At 67.2% G+C, this 17357-nt stretch carries 14 protein-coding genes; 6 read left to right on the top strand and 8 right to left on the bottom strand.

Annotated elements, in window-relative coordinates; all coding sequences use genetic code 11:
* Positions 1–42: 42 nt before the first annotated feature.
* The 5 genes from E3O25_RS02450 to pepN all read right to left on the bottom strand — a co-directional run bounded on the left by E3O25_RS02450 (position 43) and on the right by pepN (position 7805).
* On the bottom strand, positions 43–465 hold the full coding sequence (locus tag E3O25_RS02450) for a GNAT family acetyltransferase (RefSeq protein ID WP_134360352.1): 423 nt from the start codon (positions 463–465) through the stop codon (positions 43–45).
* A 39-nt stretch (positions 466–504) separates the two neighbouring features.
* Positions 505–3312, bottom strand: a complete 2808-nt coding sequence (locus E3O25_RS02445; protein WP_134360351.1) for a cation-transporting P-type ATPase — start codon at positions 3310–3312, stop codon at positions 505–507.
* A gap of 98 nt (positions 3313–3410) precedes the next feature.
* On the bottom strand, positions 3411–3818 hold the full coding sequence (locus E3O25_RS02440; protein ID WP_092110943.1) for a globin: 408 nt from the start codon (positions 3816–3818) through the stop codon (positions 3411–3413).
* A gap of 99 nt (positions 3819–3917) precedes the next feature.
* The gene (locus tag E3O25_RS02435; RefSeq protein ID WP_134360350.1) at positions 3918–5048 is read right to left on the bottom strand and encodes a mechanosensitive ion channel family protein; all 1131 of its coding nucleotides are present in this window, start codon (positions 5046–5048) and stop codon (positions 3918–3920) included.
* A 210-nt stretch (positions 5049–5258) separates the two neighbouring features.
* The gene (pepN, locus tag E3O25_RS02430) at positions 5259–7805 is read right to left on the bottom strand and encodes an aminopeptidase N (RefSeq protein ID WP_092110837.1); all 2547 of its coding nucleotides are present in this window, start codon (positions 7803–7805) and stop codon (positions 5259–5261) included.
* 91 nt (positions 7806–7896) lie between these two features.
* Here pepN and E3O25_RS16855 point away from each other — a divergent pair, with 91 nt between their 5' ends.
* The 4 genes from E3O25_RS16855 to E3O25_RS02415 all read left to right on the top strand — a co-directional run bounded on the left by E3O25_RS16855 (position 7897) and on the right by E3O25_RS02415 (position 12394).
* Positions 7897–8034 carry a hypothetical protein gene (locus E3O25_RS16855; RefSeq protein ID WP_166805945.1) on the top strand — a complete coding sequence of 46 codons (138 nt, stop codon included), beginning with the start codon at positions 7897–7899 and terminating at the stop codon, positions 8032–8034.
* A 149-nt stretch (positions 8035–8183) separates the two neighbouring features.
* Entirely contained in the window at positions 8184–8522 is a 339-nt protein-coding gene (locus E3O25_RS02425) for a DUF2249 domain-containing protein (RefSeq protein ID WP_092110835.1), read from the top strand.
* 33 nt (positions 8523–8555) lie between these two features.
* The gene (locus E3O25_RS02420) at positions 8556–9773 is read left to right on the top strand and encodes a hypothetical protein (RefSeq protein WP_174721694.1); all 1218 of its coding nucleotides are present in this window, start codon (positions 8556–8558) and stop codon (positions 9771–9773) included.
* Positions 9770–12394, top strand: coding sequence for a multicopper oxidase domain-containing protein (locus E3O25_RS02415; protein ID WP_134360349.1), 2625 nt, complete (start codon positions 9770–9772; stop codon positions 12392–12394). The genes E3O25_RS02420 and E3O25_RS02415 overlap by 4 nt, the downstream gene beginning before the upstream one ends.
* Before the next feature lie 72 nt (positions 12395–12466).
* On the opposite strand, the gene E3O25_RS02410 is transcribed toward E3O25_RS02415, so the two are convergent.
* Both E3O25_RS02410 and E3O25_RS02405 read right to left on the bottom strand, forming a co-directional pair.
* Positions 12467–14059 carry an AAA family ATPase gene (locus E3O25_RS02410; protein ID WP_134360348.1) on the bottom strand — a complete coding sequence of 531 codons (1593 nt, stop codon included), beginning with the start codon at positions 14057–14059 and terminating at the stop codon, positions 12467–12469.
* A gap of 68 nt (positions 14060–14127) precedes the next feature.
* Complete coding sequence (locus E3O25_RS02405) at positions 14128–15000, bottom strand: hypothetical protein (protein WP_134360347.1); 873 nt, start codon at positions 14998–15000, stop codon at positions 14128–14130.
* Between the two features lie 275 nt (positions 15001–15275).
* Between E3O25_RS02405 and E3O25_RS02400 the strand changes: the two genes are divergently transcribed.
* Both E3O25_RS02400 and E3O25_RS02395 read left to right on the top strand, forming a co-directional pair.
* The gene (locus E3O25_RS02400; protein ID WP_134360346.1) at positions 15276–15512 is read left to right on the top strand and encodes a YlcI/YnfO family protein; all 237 of its coding nucleotides are present in this window, start codon (positions 15276–15278) and stop codon (positions 15510–15512) included.
* The gene (locus E3O25_RS02395) at positions 15512–15814 is read left to right on the top strand and encodes a type II toxin-antitoxin system PemK/MazF family toxin (RefSeq protein ID WP_338419420.1); all 303 of its coding nucleotides are present in this window, start codon (positions 15512–15514) and stop codon (positions 15812–15814) included. The genes E3O25_RS02400 and E3O25_RS02395 overlap by 1 nt, the downstream gene beginning before the upstream one ends.
* 3 nt (positions 15815–15817) lie before the next feature.
* On the opposite strand, the gene E3O25_RS02390 is transcribed toward E3O25_RS02395, so the two are convergent.
* Positions 15818–17344, bottom strand: a complete 1527-nt coding sequence (locus tag E3O25_RS02390; RefSeq protein WP_134360345.1) for an SDR family NAD(P)-dependent oxidoreductase — start codon at positions 17342–17344, stop codon at positions 15818–15820.
* Positions 17345–17357 lie beyond the last annotated feature (13 nt).

Here is a 17357-nt window from a genome sequence, read left to right as displayed (position 1 = left end):
GCCTCGCACAGCCCTCTGATCGACACTAGATGCCGGCCACTTTCAGGACGCAGGCTGGAACAGCCATTTGGACCGAACCTGCACGTTGGCGTCCTCGTAGCCCAGATGCTCGTAGAACCCCAGAACGGCGTCGTTGCCCGAACGCACCATGAGCTGAACCTTCGCGACACCGTTGGTGCGCAGCCAGTCTTCTGCGGCAACCGTCATCCGCATTCCCAACCCGGTTCCGCGTTGGCTCTCATCAACCGCGAGGTAATACACCCATCCGCGGTGCCCATCGTGGCCGACCATGACGGCGCCGACCAGCCGCTCGTCGTCGAAGGCGCCAAGCACCGTCGACGTGTCGCCGTCGAGGGCGCGCTGCGCGTCAAGCTCGGGTGAGTTCCACGGTCGGGTCAGCCCAGCCTGATGCCAGAGGGCAGCCGCTGCGTCGATGTCGGACGCGGTCAGGTCGCGGATCGTCATGTCTCCAGTATCGACGCCGTCGGCAGCAAACCGCGTCACCTAGGCGACCTGGTGGCGCCTGCTGCGAAGCAGCCGTCCGGCCTCGCGTACGGTGAGGTAGATCAGGGCGGAGAGCAGCACGAAGCCCCAGTCCGTGAAGCCGAGCGGGCCGGTCGAGAACAGCACGTTGACGAACGGTACGTAGACGATCGCAAGCATCACCGCCACGCCGAAGGCGCAGGCGAGCCAGAAGGTGGGGTTCGAGAACTGGTAGCGGCTGAACGCGCCCAGCTCGCTGCGGCGCTGCACGATGTTGACCAGCTGGCAGACCAGAATCGTCACGTAGGTCATGGTGGTGGCCTGCGCGACGATTGCGGCGGCGAGCGGGCCGTCGAACGGGTTCACACCGGCCCGCGAGTAGAACAGCAGGTAGTTGCCGATTGCCAGCAGGCCGATGAGCGAGCCGGCATAGACCACATCGAGGATGCTGCGCCGGTTGACGATGTGCGCCTTCGGATCGCGCGGCCCACGCGTCATGATCCGGCCCGATTCCGGATCTTTGCCGAGCGCAGCGATCGGCAACAACTCGCCGAGCAGGTCGATCGCGAGAATCTGCAGCACGTTCAGTGCGAGCGGAACGCCGGCGATCGTGGCGAGCAGCAGGCTCACAATATTGACCACGAGCTCGGCGACGTTCGACGTGAGACAGGCGAGCACACCCTTGGCGATGTTTGCGTAGATCACCCGGCCCTTCTCAATGGCGCCGACCAGGGTGGAGAAGCTATCGTCGAGTAGTACGACCTCGGCGGCTTCCTTGGCGACATCCGTTCCGGAGGCACCCATCGCGACTCCGATGCTGGCATGACGCAGCGCCGGGGCATCGTTGATGCCGTCACCGGTGACGGCCACGACGTGGCCCGACTTCTTCACGAGGTCGACGATGCGGGTCTTGTCTTCGGGATCGACCCGGCTGAACACGGTATAGCCCTTGAGCGCGTGGGCGAGTACCTGATCGTCGGGCATTGAGCGCAATGCGTCGGCCGTGACGACGGTCAGTTGGTCCGTGCTGTCGAGGCCGGCCTGACGGGCGATGGCCTCGGCGGTGCGGGAGAAGTCTCCCGTGATGATGTTCACCCGAATCCGCGCGTCCAGGGCGGTCCGCATGGCGCCCGGCACCGACTCGCGAATCGGGTCGACCATCGACACGAGGCCGAGCAGCACGAGATCCCGTTCGACGGCCTGCGGGTCGACCGCCGCGGCATCCGCTGGGGTGACGGTGCGGGTGGCGAAGGCGAGGTTGCGCAGGCAACGATCGGACTTCTCGGCGTGCCGGTCGAGAAAGGCCTCGCGATCGGCGTCGGTGATCGGCCGCGGGGTGCCGCCGTCGTCGATGTGCGAGCAGCGCTGCACGATGCTCTCCGGCGCTCCTTTCACGTGGGCGACGAGGGAGCCCTCGGGGCTCTCCCGAATGGAGGTCATGAGTTTTCGGGCCGAGTCGAACGGAAACTCCCGCACCTCACGATCGGTCGCGGCGAGGTCCACTCCGGCCTTCGCGGCGACCGTGACGAGGGCGCCTTCGGTGGGGTCGCCGAGGATATGCCAGCCGGCATGGCTGTCGTCGGGGGCGAGCAGCCGGGCGTTGCTCGCGAGCAACCCGGTGCGCAGAAAAGCGGTGAGCCGCACCCGATCAGCGGATGCCGCGCCCGCCGGCTCGATACTGCCCTCCGGCGCATAGCCGATGCCGGTCACGACATAGTCGCGGCCGGCCACGACTAGTTCGGTCACCGTCATCTCGTTCTTGGTGAGCGTGCCGGTCTTGTCGGTGCAGATCACCTCGGTGGCGCCGAGCGTTTCTACCGCGCTGAGCCGCTTGACCAGGGCCTGCCGCTGTGCGAGCGCCCCGGCCGCCTGGGCGAGGGCCGTGTTCACCTCGGCCGGCAGCCCCTGCGGAATGACCGCGCTCGCAAAACCGACAGCGAACAACAGCGCCTCATGGAACGGCAGGTCAGCCTGCACCGCGACGACAAGCAACACCAGGGCCAGGGCCACCGCGACATAGGTGATATTGCGGGCGAGGTAGCCCATCTCGCGCTGTAATGGGCTCACCGTGCGCGGCGCCGACTGGGTGAGGCGGGCGATGCGCCCGAGCTCGGTGTGGGTGCCGGTGGCCACGACGACGCCGATCGCCTCACCGGTGGCCACCGTCGTACCGGCGTGCGCGGTGTTGTGCCGCTCGGCGACCGCGACCTCGGTCATGATGGCGTGGGTATATTTGCGGGTGGGGTCGCTCTCGCCGGTGAGGGCGAATTCATTGGTCGAGAACGCGGTCGCTTCGATCAAGCGGATGTCCGCCGGCACCGCCGCGCCCTCCTCCAGCCGCACGACATCGCCCACGACGAGCTCGGCGGAGTCCACCTGGCCGAACACGTTCTCCCGCAACACCTGGGTGAGCGATTGTGCGAGGTGTTGCAGGGCATCCATGGTCTTGCCGGCGCGGTATTCCTGCACGAACCCGATGGAGGTGTTCAACAGCACCAGCAGTACGAGCACGGCGGAGGTCAGCGTGTCGCCGAGGTAGCCGGTGATCGCCGCGCACGCGAGCAGCAGAACGATCATCCAGTCCTTGAACTGGTGGAGATAGCGCAGCAGCATCGATTCCTGCTGCACCTGCACGATCACGTTGTCGCCGAACAGTGCGCGGTGCCGGGCCACCTCGGCATCGGTCAGCCCGGTGCGGCGCGTCTCGAATCGCGCCAGCACGTCAGGTTCGGTGTCACGATAGGCGTCACCGGCTGCGATCGCCGCAACGACCTGGTCGGTGCTCGGCGGCGAGGCGTTGTCGCCGTGTGCTGCGGTGCTCTCCTGCATGCCAACTCCCCGGGTCAGGGGTTGCGGTGGGAATCCGTCGACCCGTATTTCTACAGTGAGCCTACCGAGAGCCGGCCGGGTTCAAGCATGGGCGCGGCCTACTCCTCGAAGCTGTTCACCATCGCGAAGGCGGCGCGTTCCAGATAGTCCCAGAGGATGCCCTGCTGCAGCGGCGGCAGATTGGCTGCTTCCACGGCAACTTTCATGTGGGCGAGCCAGCGGTCGCGGGCATCCGGATTGACCTTGAACGGCACGTGCCGCTGGCGCAGGCGCGGGTGGCCGCGTTGCTCGCTGTAGGTGCCCGGACCGCCCCAGAACTGTTCGAGGAACATGACCAGGCGGTGTTCGGCCGGTCCGAGGTCGTCCTCGGGATACATCGGCTTCAAAACAGGGTCGGTGGCCACTCCCACGTAGAAGTCGTGCACGAGCTTCTCGAAGAACGGCGTCCCGCCGACCTCGTCGAAGAATGTCGGCACCACGACCGCACCGTTCTCTCCTTCGCGCAGGTGCACGCCGGCAGGGGCGGTCGGCTGGTCGGTCGGGTGTCGTTCAGTTGTCACGTGGTGCGGCTTTCTGCTCGAGGCGTGATGCGTGGTTACTTCAGGCTAGTCAATGCCGTCGCCACGAGTTTCCGGGTCCGGCGGTTTCATTGGAGCCGGAACATTCTTCGGCTTGGCCTTGCGCGGCCCGCGGGGCTTACGCACCGACACGGGGCCGGTACGTACGCCGGCCATGACATCGGGCACGGCGGCTGCGGCCTCTTCGGCAGCGTCCAGAGCACCCTCGGCGGGTTCAACGGCAGAGCCGTCAATGGTGCCGTCGCCGGTGGTCATGACCACACTGTTGAGCGGGGTGAGCGGCACTCCCATGCCGTCGAGGGCCTTTTTCATGTGCAGGCGCAGGTCGCGGGCGAAGTCCCACTTGGCCGATACCCGGGTCTTGACAACGAGGCGGGTGACGAGGGCTTCGGCGCTGATCGACTCAAGGCCCCAGATCTCAGGTTTTTCGAGGATGAACGCACGCCACTTGCGGCTCGAGGCGAGGGCGCTGGCCACGCGCAACAGTTCGTCCTGCACGGCTTCGACTTCGGAGCTGTAGGGGATGGCAAGGTCGATGATGACGCGGGCCCAGCCTTGTGACATGTTACCGACGCGCAGAATCTCGCCGTTGCGCACGAACCAGAGGGTGCCGTCGACGTCGCGCACCTGTGTGATGCGAATTCCGACCGTTTCGACGACACCGGATGCGAAGCCCACGTCGACGATGTCGCCCACGCCGATCTGATCCTCGACGACCATGAACAGGCCGTTCAGAATGTCCTTGACGATGTTCTGCGCACCGAAACCGAGGCCGGCACCGATCGCTGCCGTGAGCAGGGCGAATGAGCCGAGAATGTCCTTGTTCAGGGTGGTGACGATGAGCAGCAGCGCCGTGATCAGAATGAACACGTTGACGATGTTCGCCAGCACCGCGCCGAGCGTGCGGGAGCGCTGCACGACCCGCACCGCGGCCAGCGGCGACACGTTCAGCGCCTGGGTGTCGTCGACCTTCTGGTTTTTCTTGACGCCCGAGACAATCTGCTGCACGACCCGCCGAATGACATATTGCAGGGCCCAGCGCACGGCGAAGGCGATGATGACGATCATCGCGACGGCGAAGATCTTCTCCAGGTAGACGGTCCACGTAATTTGAGCGAAGTAGGTGCCGAGGTCGGCCCAGAATGTTTCCCAGTTCATATCAGAGCCAGTCTACCGAGGGGCTTTGGCGTCACCCGTGAAGTGGCTTCGGCCGGGGCTGCAGACCCGGCCGTGCGGCCGGCGTGACCCGGTGCCTGCAACGCAGCCAGTGGCATCCGCCCGGTTTGCGTGGAGTTTGCTGTGAACGGCGCGATGCACGAAACCCCGCGACCGGCCGGGGCCGATCGCGGGGTTGCCTGCCGTGGTGAGCTACTCGGCGTCGCGCGCCTGCACCCGAAGCGACCGCTCGACCCCGGCGAGGTTCTCCACCACCAGGCGGCGCAGCGCGGCCGGCTCCGGGTTGGCGTCGAGCCAGGCTTGCGTCGCGTCGGCGAGGGCCTGGTTGTTCAGCGGTGCCGGGTAGAGGCCGATGACGAGCTTCTCGCCGATCGAGAAGCTCCGCGCCTCCCACACCGCCTGCAGCATGTCGAAGTAGGTCGTGACGAACGGCTCGAGCAGCTTCGCATCGTTGACCCGCAGGAATCCAGCGGCCGTCGTGCGCACGATCGTTGTCGCGGCCGTGTCCACGTCGATGAGCGATGACCAGGCTGCCTGCTTGCCCTCCGCGGTGGGCAGGGCAGCCCGGGCCAGGGCAGCCGACTGAGCTCCGGTGGCCGTGTTGTCGGCGTCGAGCGCGGCATCGATCTCGGTGGCGTCGGCACGCCCACCGGCCACGAGGGCGGTGAGCAGCTCCCAGGCCAGGTCGGTGTCGACCGTGAGTCCCTCGAGCAGGGTCTCGCCCGAGCGCAAAGCGGCCACCTGGTCGAGCTGCGCGGGGGTGGCCGCGACGGCGGCGAAGAACTTCACGAACTGGAATTGAGCGTCGCTGCCGGCTGCCGCGCCCAGCGCGAGCGTCCAGAGGGCGTCGGCCACCTCGGTGGTCACGGCGTCGCGATGCGGCTGCGCCACATAGTAGCTCGCGGTGAGCACAACCTGGCCGAGCACGGTGCGCAGGGTGGTCGACTCGGTTTCGGTGGCGACGTTGTTCAGCACCAGGCGCACGAAGTCGCGGGCCGTGGTTTCGGCGTCGCGGGTGGCGTCCCAGATCGAACCCCAGACCAGGGCGCGGGCGAGTGGGCTCGAAATTTCGGCGAGGTGTTCGAGGGCGACGGCCTGCGAGGCCGGGTCGAGGCGCACCTTGGCGTAGCTCAGGTCGTCGTCGTTGAGCAGGATCAGGTCGGCGCGGTCGCGGCCGACGAGAGCGGGGACATCCGTTCGGGGGCCGTCGACGTCGAGCTCGACCCGGTGGGTGCGCACCAGCTGGTGGGCATCGTTGAAGGTATAGAAGCCGATCGCGAGGCGGTGCGGGCGAAGGGTGGGGTACTCGGCGGCGGCGCTCTGCAGTACGGCGAAGCCGGTGATCCGGCCGGCCGCGTCGACGGTGATCTCGGGGCGCAGGGTGTTGACGCCGGCGGTTTCCAGCCACAGCGCGGCCCATTCGCCGAGGTCGCGGCCGCTGGCCAGTTCGAGCTCGACCAGCAGGTCGCGCAGCTCGGTGTTGCCCCACTGGTGCTTCTGAAAGTAGGAGCCGACGCCGGTGAAGAAGGCATCGATGCCCACCCAGGCGGCGAGTTGCTTGAGCACGGAGCCGCCCTTGGCGTAGGTGATGCCGTCGAAGTTGACCAGAACGTCGTCGAGGTCGCGGATGGTGGCGACGACGGGGTGGGTCGAGGGCAGCTGGTCCTGCTTGTAGGCCCAGCTCTTCTCCATCACGGCGAAGGTGGTCCAGGCTTCGTGCCACTCGGTGGCTTCGGCGGTGGCGATGGTCGACGCCCACTCGGCGAAGCTCTCGTTGAGCCAGAGGTCGTTCCACCAGGTCATGGTGACGAGGTCGCCGAACCACATGTGGGCGAGCTCGTGCAGAATCGTCACGACGCGGCGTTCCTTGATGGCGTCGGTCACCTTGGAGCGAAAGATGTAGGTTTCGGTGAAGGTGACCGCGCCGGCGTTTTCCATGGCGCCGGCGTTGAACTCCGGCACGAACAGCTGGTCGTACTTGTCGAACGGGTAGGCGTAGCCGAATTTCTCCTCGTAGTAGGCGAAGCCCTGGCGGGTCTTCGCGAGGATGTAGTCGGCGTCGAGGTATTCGCTAAGGCTCTTGCGGCTGAACACGCCGAGCGGAATGGTGCGTCCGTCGCTCGACGTGAGTTCGCTGCGTACGACGGCGTAGGGGCCGGCGATGAGCGCGGTGATGTAGCTCGAGATCACGTGGGTCGGTTCGAACGCCCAGGTGCTGGCACCGTTGCCGGCGTCGATCGGCGTGGGCGTGGTGGAGTTGGAGACGACCTGCCACTCCCGCGGCGCCGTGACGGTGAAGGAGAATTTAGCCTTCAGGTCGGGTTGCTCGAACACCGCGAACACCCGGCGGGAGTCGGGCACCTCGAACTGGCTGTACAGGTAGACCTCGTCGTCGACCGGGTCGACGAAGCGGTGCAGGCCCTCACCGGTGTTGGTATAAAGCGCGTCAGCGACGACGACGAGCTCGTTCTCGGCCTGCAGGTCGTGCAGCTGAATGCGGATGCCGTCACTCACCGCGGCCGCATCGAGCGCGGCGCCGTTGAGGGTCACCGAGTAAACCCGCGCGGTGATGGCGTCAATGAAGGTGGAGGCGCCTGCGGTGGCACTAAAGCGCACCGTGGTCGTGCTGCCGAACGTCGTGGGACCGGTGGTGAGATCGAGCACAACGTTGTAGCTCGCTACGGTGACCAGCGCGGCGCGCTCGGTCGCTTCGATGCGGGTGAGGTTTTCTCCAGGCAACTTAGTTCTCCAATTCGATTCACGATTGTGAGGCTTTGGCACTCGTGGCGCCATCGCACCCCGCAAGCCTAACCATGATTACGATGTGCCCATGAGAGAGAACACTGATCCAACGGTTGCCACGAGCGCCCGCTACCGGGCCTTCGCCGAGCGTGAAGCCCGCGGAATGAGCGCCTGCTACGAGGGGTGGGCCGCCGGCGTGGCAACGACCCCGAGAACGCGAAGCTGATCGATCGGCTGCCGCCGGTGAAGTGACAACCGAACCTGATGTTCAGTGCGGCTCGGCTGCACGGGGCAAACACGCCCGGTCAATTGAAAGGAATAAAATCCTCTAAACTGGCGATTAGGGTCACTCGACCCGGCGAAGGAGAAAAGTCCATGACTGCCGAAACGATCAACCTGTCTGTCAGCCGACCCGGTGCCGGGCCCGACGCCGCACCCGCCAACGCTCCCGCCGCACACGCGTGCGCCTGCGGCCACGACGACGCCGAGACCATCGTTCTCGACAGTCGCCCGATCCCGCACGCCATCCGCCATGCCACGATCTTCGGCGCACTCGGAGCCATCCAGCCCGGCTTCACCCTCGACCTGGTGGCCTCGCACAACCCGCTGCCGCTCCTCGGACAGCTCGAAGCCGCCCGCCCCGGCGATTTCGCCGTTTCCTACCTCGAAAGCGGACCCGAAACCTGGACCGTGCGCCTGACCCGCGCCAACTGACCCCGCCGCCAGCCTGACCTGACCATGCCGCCGATGACTACGCCGCCGACGACCACGCCGGGCTCTCTTCGACGAACCGGCAGCGCACGTGGCCCCGGTTCGCCGGCACGACCCAATGTCACCGGCCGGCTGGGCTTTCTTCTCCTCGGCGGCATCGCCCTGCTGGCCGGACTCGACGGCGCCCTATTGTTGCTCGGCCTTGCCGCGCCGATCGACGCCGTGCGGCTCAGCGCGGTGCACGGCCCGCTGATGGTGTTCGGTTTCGTGGGCACCGTTGTCGCGCTCGAACGAGCCGTGGCGGTGCGCCGCGGCTGGGCCTACTTCGCCCCCGGCCTGTTCGGCGGCGGGGGCATCGCCCTCATCTCACCGCTGCCCGTCATCGTGGGCCAGACCGCCCTGGTCGCCGGCAGCGCCCTGCTGCTGGCCATCTATGCCGAGATCTGGCGCAAGCAGGGCGCGGTATCCACCGCGGTGCAGGTGCTCGGCGCCCTCGCGGGACTGATGGCCACCATCTTCTGGCTGCGCGGCATCGGTATCCCGCAGCTCGCGCCACTGCTCATTCTCTACCTGGTGCTCACGATCGCCGGTGAGCGCCTCGAGCTGTCCCGTATTTCGCCCACCGTCAACCGCCGGGCCGAAGGGTGGATGCTCGGCATCAGCCTGAACCTCAGCTTCGGCTCGGTCGTGGCCCTGGTCTGGCCGGTCGCCGGCTACCCCCTGCTCGGTGCCGGGATGCTGGCCCTGGTGGGCTGGCTGATCCGGCACGACGTGGCCACACGCCTGGTGCGGTCCACCGGGCTGCCCCGCTACATGGCCGGCTGCCTGCTGGCCGGCTATGGCTGGCTGCTTGTCGTCGGCGGTATCTGGTTGCTGCAGGGCCCGGTCTATTCCGGCCCCGCGTACGACGCCCTGATGCACGCCGTGTTCCTGGGCTTCGTGATGTCGATGATCATGGCGCACGCGCCCACCATCCTCCCCGCCGTGCTGCGCCGGCCGCTGCCCTACCGGCCGGTCATGTACCTGCCGGCGGTGCTGCTGCACGTGTCGCTGCTGGCCCGGGTGCTGCTCGGCGACACCTACGGTTGGCCGGTGCTGGTGCAGTGGGGCGGTGTGTTCAACATCGTCGCGGTGCTGCTGTTCGTGCTGATTGCCGTGCTCTCGGTGCTGCTTCCGAACGGAACCGGACTGCTCGCCGCGCCGCGCGGCACCACCGTACCGTCGAGCGCAGCCCTTCGGGGTTCACTGCTATGAAAGACAAGCTCTGGCACATCGTCTCCGGCAGCCTGGTGCCCGCCTGGCTCGCTGCCGCGGTGATTCTCACCCTGCTGCACCGCCAGGTGCCGTCGTCGGGCTGGCTGCTCGTGCACCTGCTGCTGCTCGGCGGGGTCAGCACGGCGATTCTCATCTGGAGTCAGCACTTCGCCGACACCCTGCTGCGGCGCAAAGCCCTCGGCCACCACTTTTCGCTCGGGCTGCGGCTGAGCATGCACACCGTTGGCGCTATCGCCCTGATGACGGGCATGGTCATCGGCTGGTACCCCCTCGTACTGGTCGGCGGCATCCTGGTGGGCCTGAACGCGCTCGCCCACGCCGCCGTGATCGTGGGCCAGACCCATGGTGCGATGCCCGGCCGGTTCGCCCCACTCGTGCGCTACTACGTGGTTAGCGCCGTGATGCTCGCCGGCGGCGTGACCCTCGGCATCCTGATGGCCCGGCTCGACGGCGGCGGTGAGGCCTACGAACGCCTGTTCATCGGCCACCTGGCTCTCAACCTGCTCGGCTGGGTTGGCCTCACCGTGATCGGAACCGTCGCGCTGCTCTGGCCCACGGTGCTGCACACCCGCGTCGAGGGTGCCACAGTGGCGGCTGGCCGCACCCTGACGGTGCTGGTCGGTGGGCTCGGGCTGCAACTCGTCGGCTGCCTGGCCGACCTGCGCCTGGTTGTGGCGTTCGGCGTTCTTGTGTACCTGGTAGCTCTGGGTCGAGTGCTCGGAGAGGGCCTCGGACACCTGCGCAAAGCGCCCGCCGTCACCTTCGCCGCCTGGAGCCTCGGTGTCGCGCAGATCTGGTTTGCGCTCTGCACCCTCGGTTTCGGGCTACAAGTGGCTCTCGCCCCCAGCTGGACGGCCGCGGCCGCCGGCGTCGAAACCCTCGTGCCCTACTTCGCGATCGGCTTCGCCGCCCAGATTCTACTCGGTGCCCTCAGCTACCTGGTGCCCGTCGTGCTCGGGGGCGGTCCTGCCGCCCTCAAAGCCACCGCGGCAGAGCTCGACCGGGGCGGACTCTTTCGGGTCGCGGTCGTCAATGGCGCCCTCGCGCTGTCGTTGCTGCCCGTCTCCAGCACTCTCACGGTGGCCTTGTCGATGCTGATCGTGGTCACCCTGGCCAGTTTCCTGGTGTTGTTCACCCGTGCGCTGCGGGTCAACCGGCGGGTGCGCGCCCTGCCGCTCGTGCGCGTGGCGCCGGGCGAACGGCCGGTGCCGGGCGATCGGCCGCGCAGTACCGGGCGGATGCTCGCGGCGGCGAGCGCACTGCTGCTCACGGTGACCGTCGGCATTGTGATCGACCCGGCCTCGGTGGGCCTGTCGACGGTGTCGACCCAGGCCGCCGGATCCTCAGCCGTGGGCGCCCTGGCCATCACCGGGCAGACCACGACGGTGGCCGTCGACATGGTGGGCACCCGCTTCGTGCCCGACCGCATCGAGGTGCCGGTCGGCGATGAGCTGGTGATCACCCTCACCAATGGCGACGACATGGTGCACAACCTGGTCCTGGAATCCGGTCTGGTGTCGGGGTCACTCGACCCGGGCGCCGCCGAGACCGTGCACGTTGGCGTGATCGGCGCGAGCGTGGCCGGCTGGTGTTCGATCGCCGGGCATCGGCTGCTGGGCATGGAAATCAGCATCGTCGCCGTGGGCGCCGATAGCGCAGGCGCCGATAGCGCCGCCCATTCCGGCCACGGCTCCGCCACGACCGGGGCATCAGCCGCCGATGATCTCGATGCACTGGCTGAACCCGACGCTGCCTTCCGTGCGCGGGACGCCACACTGGAACCAGCCCCCCTCGCCACAACGCATCGGCGTACCCTCGTCGTACGGAACGTGGAGACCGAGGTGGCGCCCGGTGTCACCCAGATGCTCTGGACATTCAACGGCACCGCGCCCGGGCCCACCCTGCGCGGCACCGTCGGCGACGTCTTCGAGATCACACTCGTGAACGAGGGCACGCTCGGGCACTCGATCGACTTCCACGCCGGCGACATCGCGCCCGACTCCGTGATGCGCACCATCGCGCCGGGAGAGTCACTGGTCTACACCTTCACCGCCACCCGGTCGGGCATCTGGCTCTACCACTGCTCCACCATGCCTATGTCGGTGCACATCGCGAACGGCATGTTCGGTTCGGTGATCATCGACCCGCCCGGCCTGGCGGCAGTGGACCGCGAGTACCTCCTCGTGCAGTCCGAACTGTACCTCGGCGCTCAGGGCGGTGAAGTGGATGCCGCGAAGGTGGCGACGCAGTTCCCCGACGTCGTGGTCTTCAACGGGTACGCCAACCAATACGCCGCCCGACCGTTGAAGGCGAAGGCGGGAGAGACCGTGCGCGTCTGGGTGCTGGCCGCGGGGCCCAACGTGGGCAGCGCCTTCCACGTGGTGGGCGGTCAATTCTCCACCGTCTACAAGGAGGGCGACTACCTGCTGAAGGACGGCGGCCGCACCGGTACCGGCGGCTCCCAGGTGCTCGATCTCGCTGTTGCCCAGGGTGGGTTCGTCGAACTCAGCTTCACCCAGCCGGGCCACTACCCCTTCGTCAGCCACGTCATGTCGGACGCCGAGAAGGGCGCCCGCGGTATCTTCGAGGTGTTGCCGTAACCGGTACCGGGGCATCCGTCTCATACTGGCGCTGGCCGGTGAGCCGATCGCCCTGACCCAGCGCCCCAGCGGTCACTGCACCGGCTCGGCCGGGTTTGCGGGGGGCTCGTGAGGAGGTTCCCGCGTCGCGTCGTGCGCCGGCGCCGGCGGCGGCGCCGCCGACAATTGCGCTGCGCTTGCGGTGACCCAGCCGAACGAGGCTTCGCTCGTCATCACCATACCGTGCCGTGGAACGTAGCTGCCTTCGTTCGGCCCATCGCTCGGCTCCTCATCGGGCTGCCAGCGCGGGGTGTCGCCACTGCTGGTGCCGAGGAGGCGTCGGGTGAGGGATTCACCGGCCGACAACAGGTCGTCGAGGGACGCCTGCAGGTCGGTGTCGTCGACCGTGCCTTCGCGCAGGGCGGCGCGGAGTACTGCCCGGCGAATGAGCTCCTTCGCAAACGACCCGGTCACGCCCTCCGCGCGGCCGGCCGCGGCGTCGAGGGCGGCCGGGCTGAACGGCAGGTTCTGCGCGTAGCGGCGGAACAGCCGCTCGCGTTCGGCCAGGGCGGGTAGGGGCACCTCCACGGCCAGATCGACGCGGCCGGGTCGTTCGGCGAGGGCGCGCTCGAGCACCTCGACCCGGTTCGTGGTCATGACGAACGCCACGTCAGCGTCACCGTCGAGCCCGTCGAGGGCGTCGAGCACCTCGAATAAAAGCGGCTGGGGCGTGGCGTTGCGTTGCATCGCGACCAGGTCGATGTCTTCCAGCACGACCATCGACGGCGCGAAGGTGCGTGCGATCTCGGCGGCCGCAGCGATGTGCACAATGCTGGACCCGGTGAGCAACACGGCGGTGATGCCCGGAGTTTCGCTCAGCAGGTGGCGCACGGTGAGGGTCTTGCCGGTGCCGGGAGGCCCGTAGAGCAGCACCCCGCGCTTCAAATGTTGCCCGGCAGCGAGTAAAACCTGGCGCTGCTCACCGATTCCGATGACGTGGTCGGTGATGGTGCTGAGGATGCTCTCCGGCAGCACAATGGCGGCGGCTGAAACCACGGGGCGTTCCAGAAAGGTGATTCCGGCTCCGGCCCCATACTCGGTCTGCACGAACGAGAGCACCTGCCCGCGCAGCACGCTGTGCTCGATCATGAGGCCGCGGAGGCGCTCGAGAAATGCCGTGACGGTTTCGGGCGACTCGGCCATAATCTCGAGTTCGGCCGTGTTGCGGCCGAATTGCGGGTTGGCGGCGCGTTGCAGCACCGCGATCGGCTGGCCCTCGAAGCGGATGAGCCTGAGGCCGAAGGAGACCACCTGGCGGGTCGACGTCGGTCCGGTGGCCCGGGCCGAGTAGTCCACCGGCCCGAGTCCGAAGCCCTGGAACGGGCTGGCCACGAGCTCCGACAAGCTCGAGTGAAAACGCTGTTGTCCACCGGAGACACCGCGGACGTTGCTTTGATCGAGACCGCCCAGGGTGGTCAGGGCCACGTCGGCGTCGACCAGGCGATTATCGGCGAGCGTCTCAGACACGACCGGCAACGTCGACGCGTTCGCTCCCAGAAACTCGCTGATCGCGTCGCCGAGGGGAGACAGTCCGGACGGGTTCTGGGCATCCGCTGTCGCCACGACGCGCTCTATGAACTTCTTGAACGAGCGCACGACGTCGCGGTCGAAAGTGTCCTCGATCATGGTGCGTTCCTCCCTGGTGCCCGATGATCTGCACCGGATGGTGCCAATCGTAGGGCGCACCAACGCGGTCAGAGACCCGCTGGCGCCTGTCGGACGGTTATCAGGAGCCAGGTGACGCTGCTGAGCACGACTGCCGCGATGACACCAATCGGGGCGAGAATGCTCCATACCGGCGACTGCCCGCTGACGGCCTGCGCAACGGGAGTCAGGACAATTGGCACGCAGGTGAGGACCATGAAGATGAGGAACGGAGCGGTCGCGCGCGCGGCGAACGGGTTTTCTCGCAGCAGCCCGATCCCCACGTAGAACGCCGACGGCAGGAAGAAGATGTAGTCGAGTGTGTGGACCGGATTGGTGGGCAGGTTCATGTCGGTTGAGCTCTGCTGGGTCGTTCGGCCGAGTAAGGCGGGCAGATCCTCCCTGAGCCAGATCAGCGCGAACAATCCGGCCACGATCAGCAACACCCACGCGGCGACGCTGGTCGCCCGATGGCTGCGAAACCGGGCGGTGCTCGTAGCATCGGTAAGGGTGCGCACGCCGCCGATGAGTGCGAACAGGCTCAAGCCCAGAACCGCCGTCCAGAGCGGATAGAGCGGCCCGAACGGAACGGAGAACGCGTAGATTACGTAGTTGTAGACAGTAAAGGCCAGCACACCAAGCCAGATCAGGTGAGCGCGGACAGACCCGCGGAGCGCCAATACCGCACTGACGGCGAGCATCGGGGCAGCGACGATGAGATTCGCCGCGTCCTGGGCGAGAGCCTGCGGCAGAAACACCGGAGTGAGCTGGTCGTAGACAGCGCTGTTGGCGAGGGTCAGGATGCTGCCGCCCCAAGCGAGCAGGGCAGCGGCAATCGAGAGCCACAGCGAGCGATGTGACGGGGTCAGCCGAGCGCTTGTGTCGGTGCGGTGAGCCGTAGTCGGCAGCGAATCAGCAGTCATTCCTTCTCCTCCAGGGACCTGCGACCTTGGGTATTCGGGCCGAGGTCTTGCTACCCATTCTCACGCCAATCAATGCTCACCAGCAGGGCCGTTCGACCCCTCTCGCTGCTGCGGAAATTGTGATCATCCTGTGCTGGCGGTCTGCCGGCTGAGGCGTAGCCTGCGGTCAGCCTGGCAGTGGCGACTTTTCGCTCGTGACCTGTGCTTTCCTCGACAGATTACGGGCTTTTGCATCGCCATACCGTAATGAATCCCAAAGTGGTATGCTGACGCGCATGAGCCGACAGATCGCGGTACGCCTGCCCGACGACATCGTGGACTACCTGGACCGAGCGGTGACCGAGGGCCGCGACAGCAGCCGCGCCGCTGTGATCATCCGGGCCCTCGAACGAGAACGTCGCCGCGAGATTGCACTGCGTGATGTGCGCATTCTGTCCGAGCAGCCGACAATCCGTGACGACCTGGACGACCTCGCACGCTACGGCGCGATCATTCCGTCGGACCTCGCGTGATGATGCGCGCGATTCACATTGCGCACCTCGACAAGGCACGGCCGGTTCTCGTGCTCACCCGTGAGCTCGTGCGCCCGCACCTCACGCGGGTGACGGTCGCCCCCATCACCAGCACCGTGCGCGGACTGTCCACCGAAGTTTCGGTCGGCCCGGCGAACGGCCTCGACCAGAACTGCGTCGTGAGCTGCGATAACATCGTGACCATCCCGGTGGCCAGCCTCGGCCGCCAAATCGGATTTCTACTGCCGCGCCAGGAGCCACAGCTCAGCGCCGCCATTCACACGGCGTTCGACCTCGACTGAGGGTTACCAGGCGCCGGGCTGGTAATCCTTGAGAAAGACGCCGTAGAGGTCTTCACCGGCCTCGCCGCGCACGATCGGGTCGTACACCCGGGCGGCGCCGTCGACCAGGTCGAGCGGGGCATGAAAACCCTCCTCGGCCAGGCGCACCTTGGTGGGATGCGGTCGTTCGTCGGTGATCCAGCCGGTGTCGACGCTCGTCATGAGAATGCCGTCGACGAGCATCTCCTTCGCACTCGTGCGGGTGAGCATATTGAGCGCGGCCTTGGCCATGTTGGTGTGCGGGTGACCGGGGCCCTTGTAACCGCGGCCGAACACACCCTCCATCGCCGAGACGTTCACGATATAGGTGCGGCGGGCAGCGGATGCTGTCAGCGACGCCCGCAGGCGGCTCACCAGCAAAAATGGTGCCGTCGTATTGCACAGCTGCACTTCGAGCATCTCGAGCGGATCGACGTCTTCGACGTTTGCGGTCCAGCTGTTCACCTCGTGCAGATCGGGCACGAGCCCGCCGGCGTCGATCGCGGTGCCGGCGGCGAGGCGTTCGAGCGATGACGAGCCGGCCGCGAGGGCGAGGCGGGTGAGGTCATCCGCGGTGAGTGCACCGGCGCCAGAGGCACCGGCGAGCAGCGGATGCCCGGAGACCGACGCGGCGAGGGCCAGCGGATGCGCATCATTCGTGTGCCCGAACGAGACGATCTCGGGCAGCGGGCCGTCGGGCAGCGGGGAATCCTCGGCTTCAACCAGGGGGGAGTACGAGCCGCGCGAGCGCCGCACGGTCTGCGCGGCGTTGTTGATGAGAATGTCGAGGGGGCCCTGGGCTGCAACCGAATCGGCGAGGGCAATCACCTGGGCCGGGTCGCGCAGGTCGATGCCGACGATGCGCAGGCGGTGCAGCCAGTCGTTGGAATCGTCCATCGCAGCGAACCGGCGAACGGCATCGCGCGGAAACCGGGTGGTGACGGTGGTGTGGGCGCCGTCGCGCAGCAGGCGCAGGGCGATGTACATGCCGATCTTGGCGCGGCCACCGGTGAGCAGGGCGCGCTTGCCGGTGAGGTCGGTGCGGGCATCGCGTTTGGCGTGGCTCATGAGCGCGCAGCTCGGGCAGAGCTGGTGGTAGAAGGCGTCGACGACGGTGTACTTCTGCTTGCAGATGTAGCAGGCGCGGGGAACGAGCAGTTCGCCGGCCGTGGCCGCGCTCGTGCCGAGCGAGAGCTGGGCGCCGCGGGTCTCGTCGTCGATGCGAGTGGGGGCGCCGGTGGCCGTGGCGGCGATCACACTGCGGTCGGCGTCCGCGATGATGGCGCGCTTCTCGAGGCGCCGCGACATCTTGACCGACTTGAACATCTTGGCGGTAGCCTGGCGCACGGTGACGAAGTCGGTGCTGTCCGGATCCACGTCGCTGAGCGAGGCGAGTACCCGCAGGGTCACTTCGAGGTCGTGCGGGTCGATTCCGGCAAACTCGGTGCCGGGTTCGGCTGCGCTCGTTTCGGCCGCGGTGGAGGGCGCAGTGGTGGGGGGCGCGGAGGTCATCCGCAAATTCTAC

The sequence above is a fragment of the Cryobacterium sp. TMT1-3 genome (genome assembly GCF_004402315.1).
Classification (GTDB): Bacteria; Actinomycetota; Actinomycetes; order Actinomycetales; family Microbacteriaceae; genus Cryobacterium; species Cryobacterium luteum.
The sequence above is the reverse complement of the archived record's forward strand: the minus strand, read 5'-3'. Positions and strand labels throughout refer to the sequence as shown.

Coding starts and splice junctions, on each gene's coding strand:
- E3O25_RS02450 (WP_134360352.1), bottom strand. CDS start 465: ATGACGATCCGCGACCTGACCGCGTCCGACATCGACGCAGCGGCTGCC.
- E3O25_RS02445 (WP_134360351.1), bottom strand. CDS start 3,312: ATGCAGGAGAGCACCGCAGCACACGGCGACAACGCCTCGCCGCCGAGC.
- E3O25_RS02435 (WP_134360350.1), bottom strand. CDS start 5,048: ATGAACTGGGAAACATTCTGGGCCGACCTCGGCACCTACTTCGCTCAA.
- E3O25_RS16855 (WP_166805945.1), top strand. CDS start 7,897: ATGAGAGAGAACACTGATCCAACGGTTGCCACGAGCGCCCGCTACCGG.
- E3O25_RS02425 (WP_092110835.1), top strand. CDS start 8,184: ATGACTGCCGAAACGATCAACCTGTCTGTCAGCCGACCCGGTGCCGGG.
- E3O25_RS02420 (WP_174721694.1), top strand. CDS start 8,556: ATGACTACGCCGCCGACGACCACGCCGGGCTCTCTTCGACGAACCGGC.
- E3O25_RS02415 (WP_134360349.1), top strand. CDS start 9,770: ATGAAAGACAAGCTCTGGCACATCGTCTCCGGCAGCCTGGTGCCCGCC.
- E3O25_RS02410 (WP_134360348.1), bottom strand. CDS start 14,059: ATGATCGAGGACACTTTCGACCGCGACGTCGTGCGCTCGTTCAAGAAG.
- E3O25_RS02405 (WP_134360347.1), bottom strand. CDS start 15,000: ATGACTGCTGATTCGCTGCCGACTACGGCTCACCGCACCGACACAAGC.
- E3O25_RS02400 (WP_134360346.1), top strand. CDS start 15,276: ATGAGCCGACAGATCGCGGTACGCCTGCCCGACGACATCGTGGACTAC.
- E3O25_RS02395 (WP_338419420.1), top strand. CDS start 15,512: ATGATGCGCGCGATTCACATTGCGCACCTCGACAAGGCACGGCCGGTT.
- E3O25_RS02390 (WP_134360345.1), bottom strand. CDS start 17,344: ATGACCTCCGCGCCCCCCACCACTGCGCCCTCCACCGCGGCCGAAACG.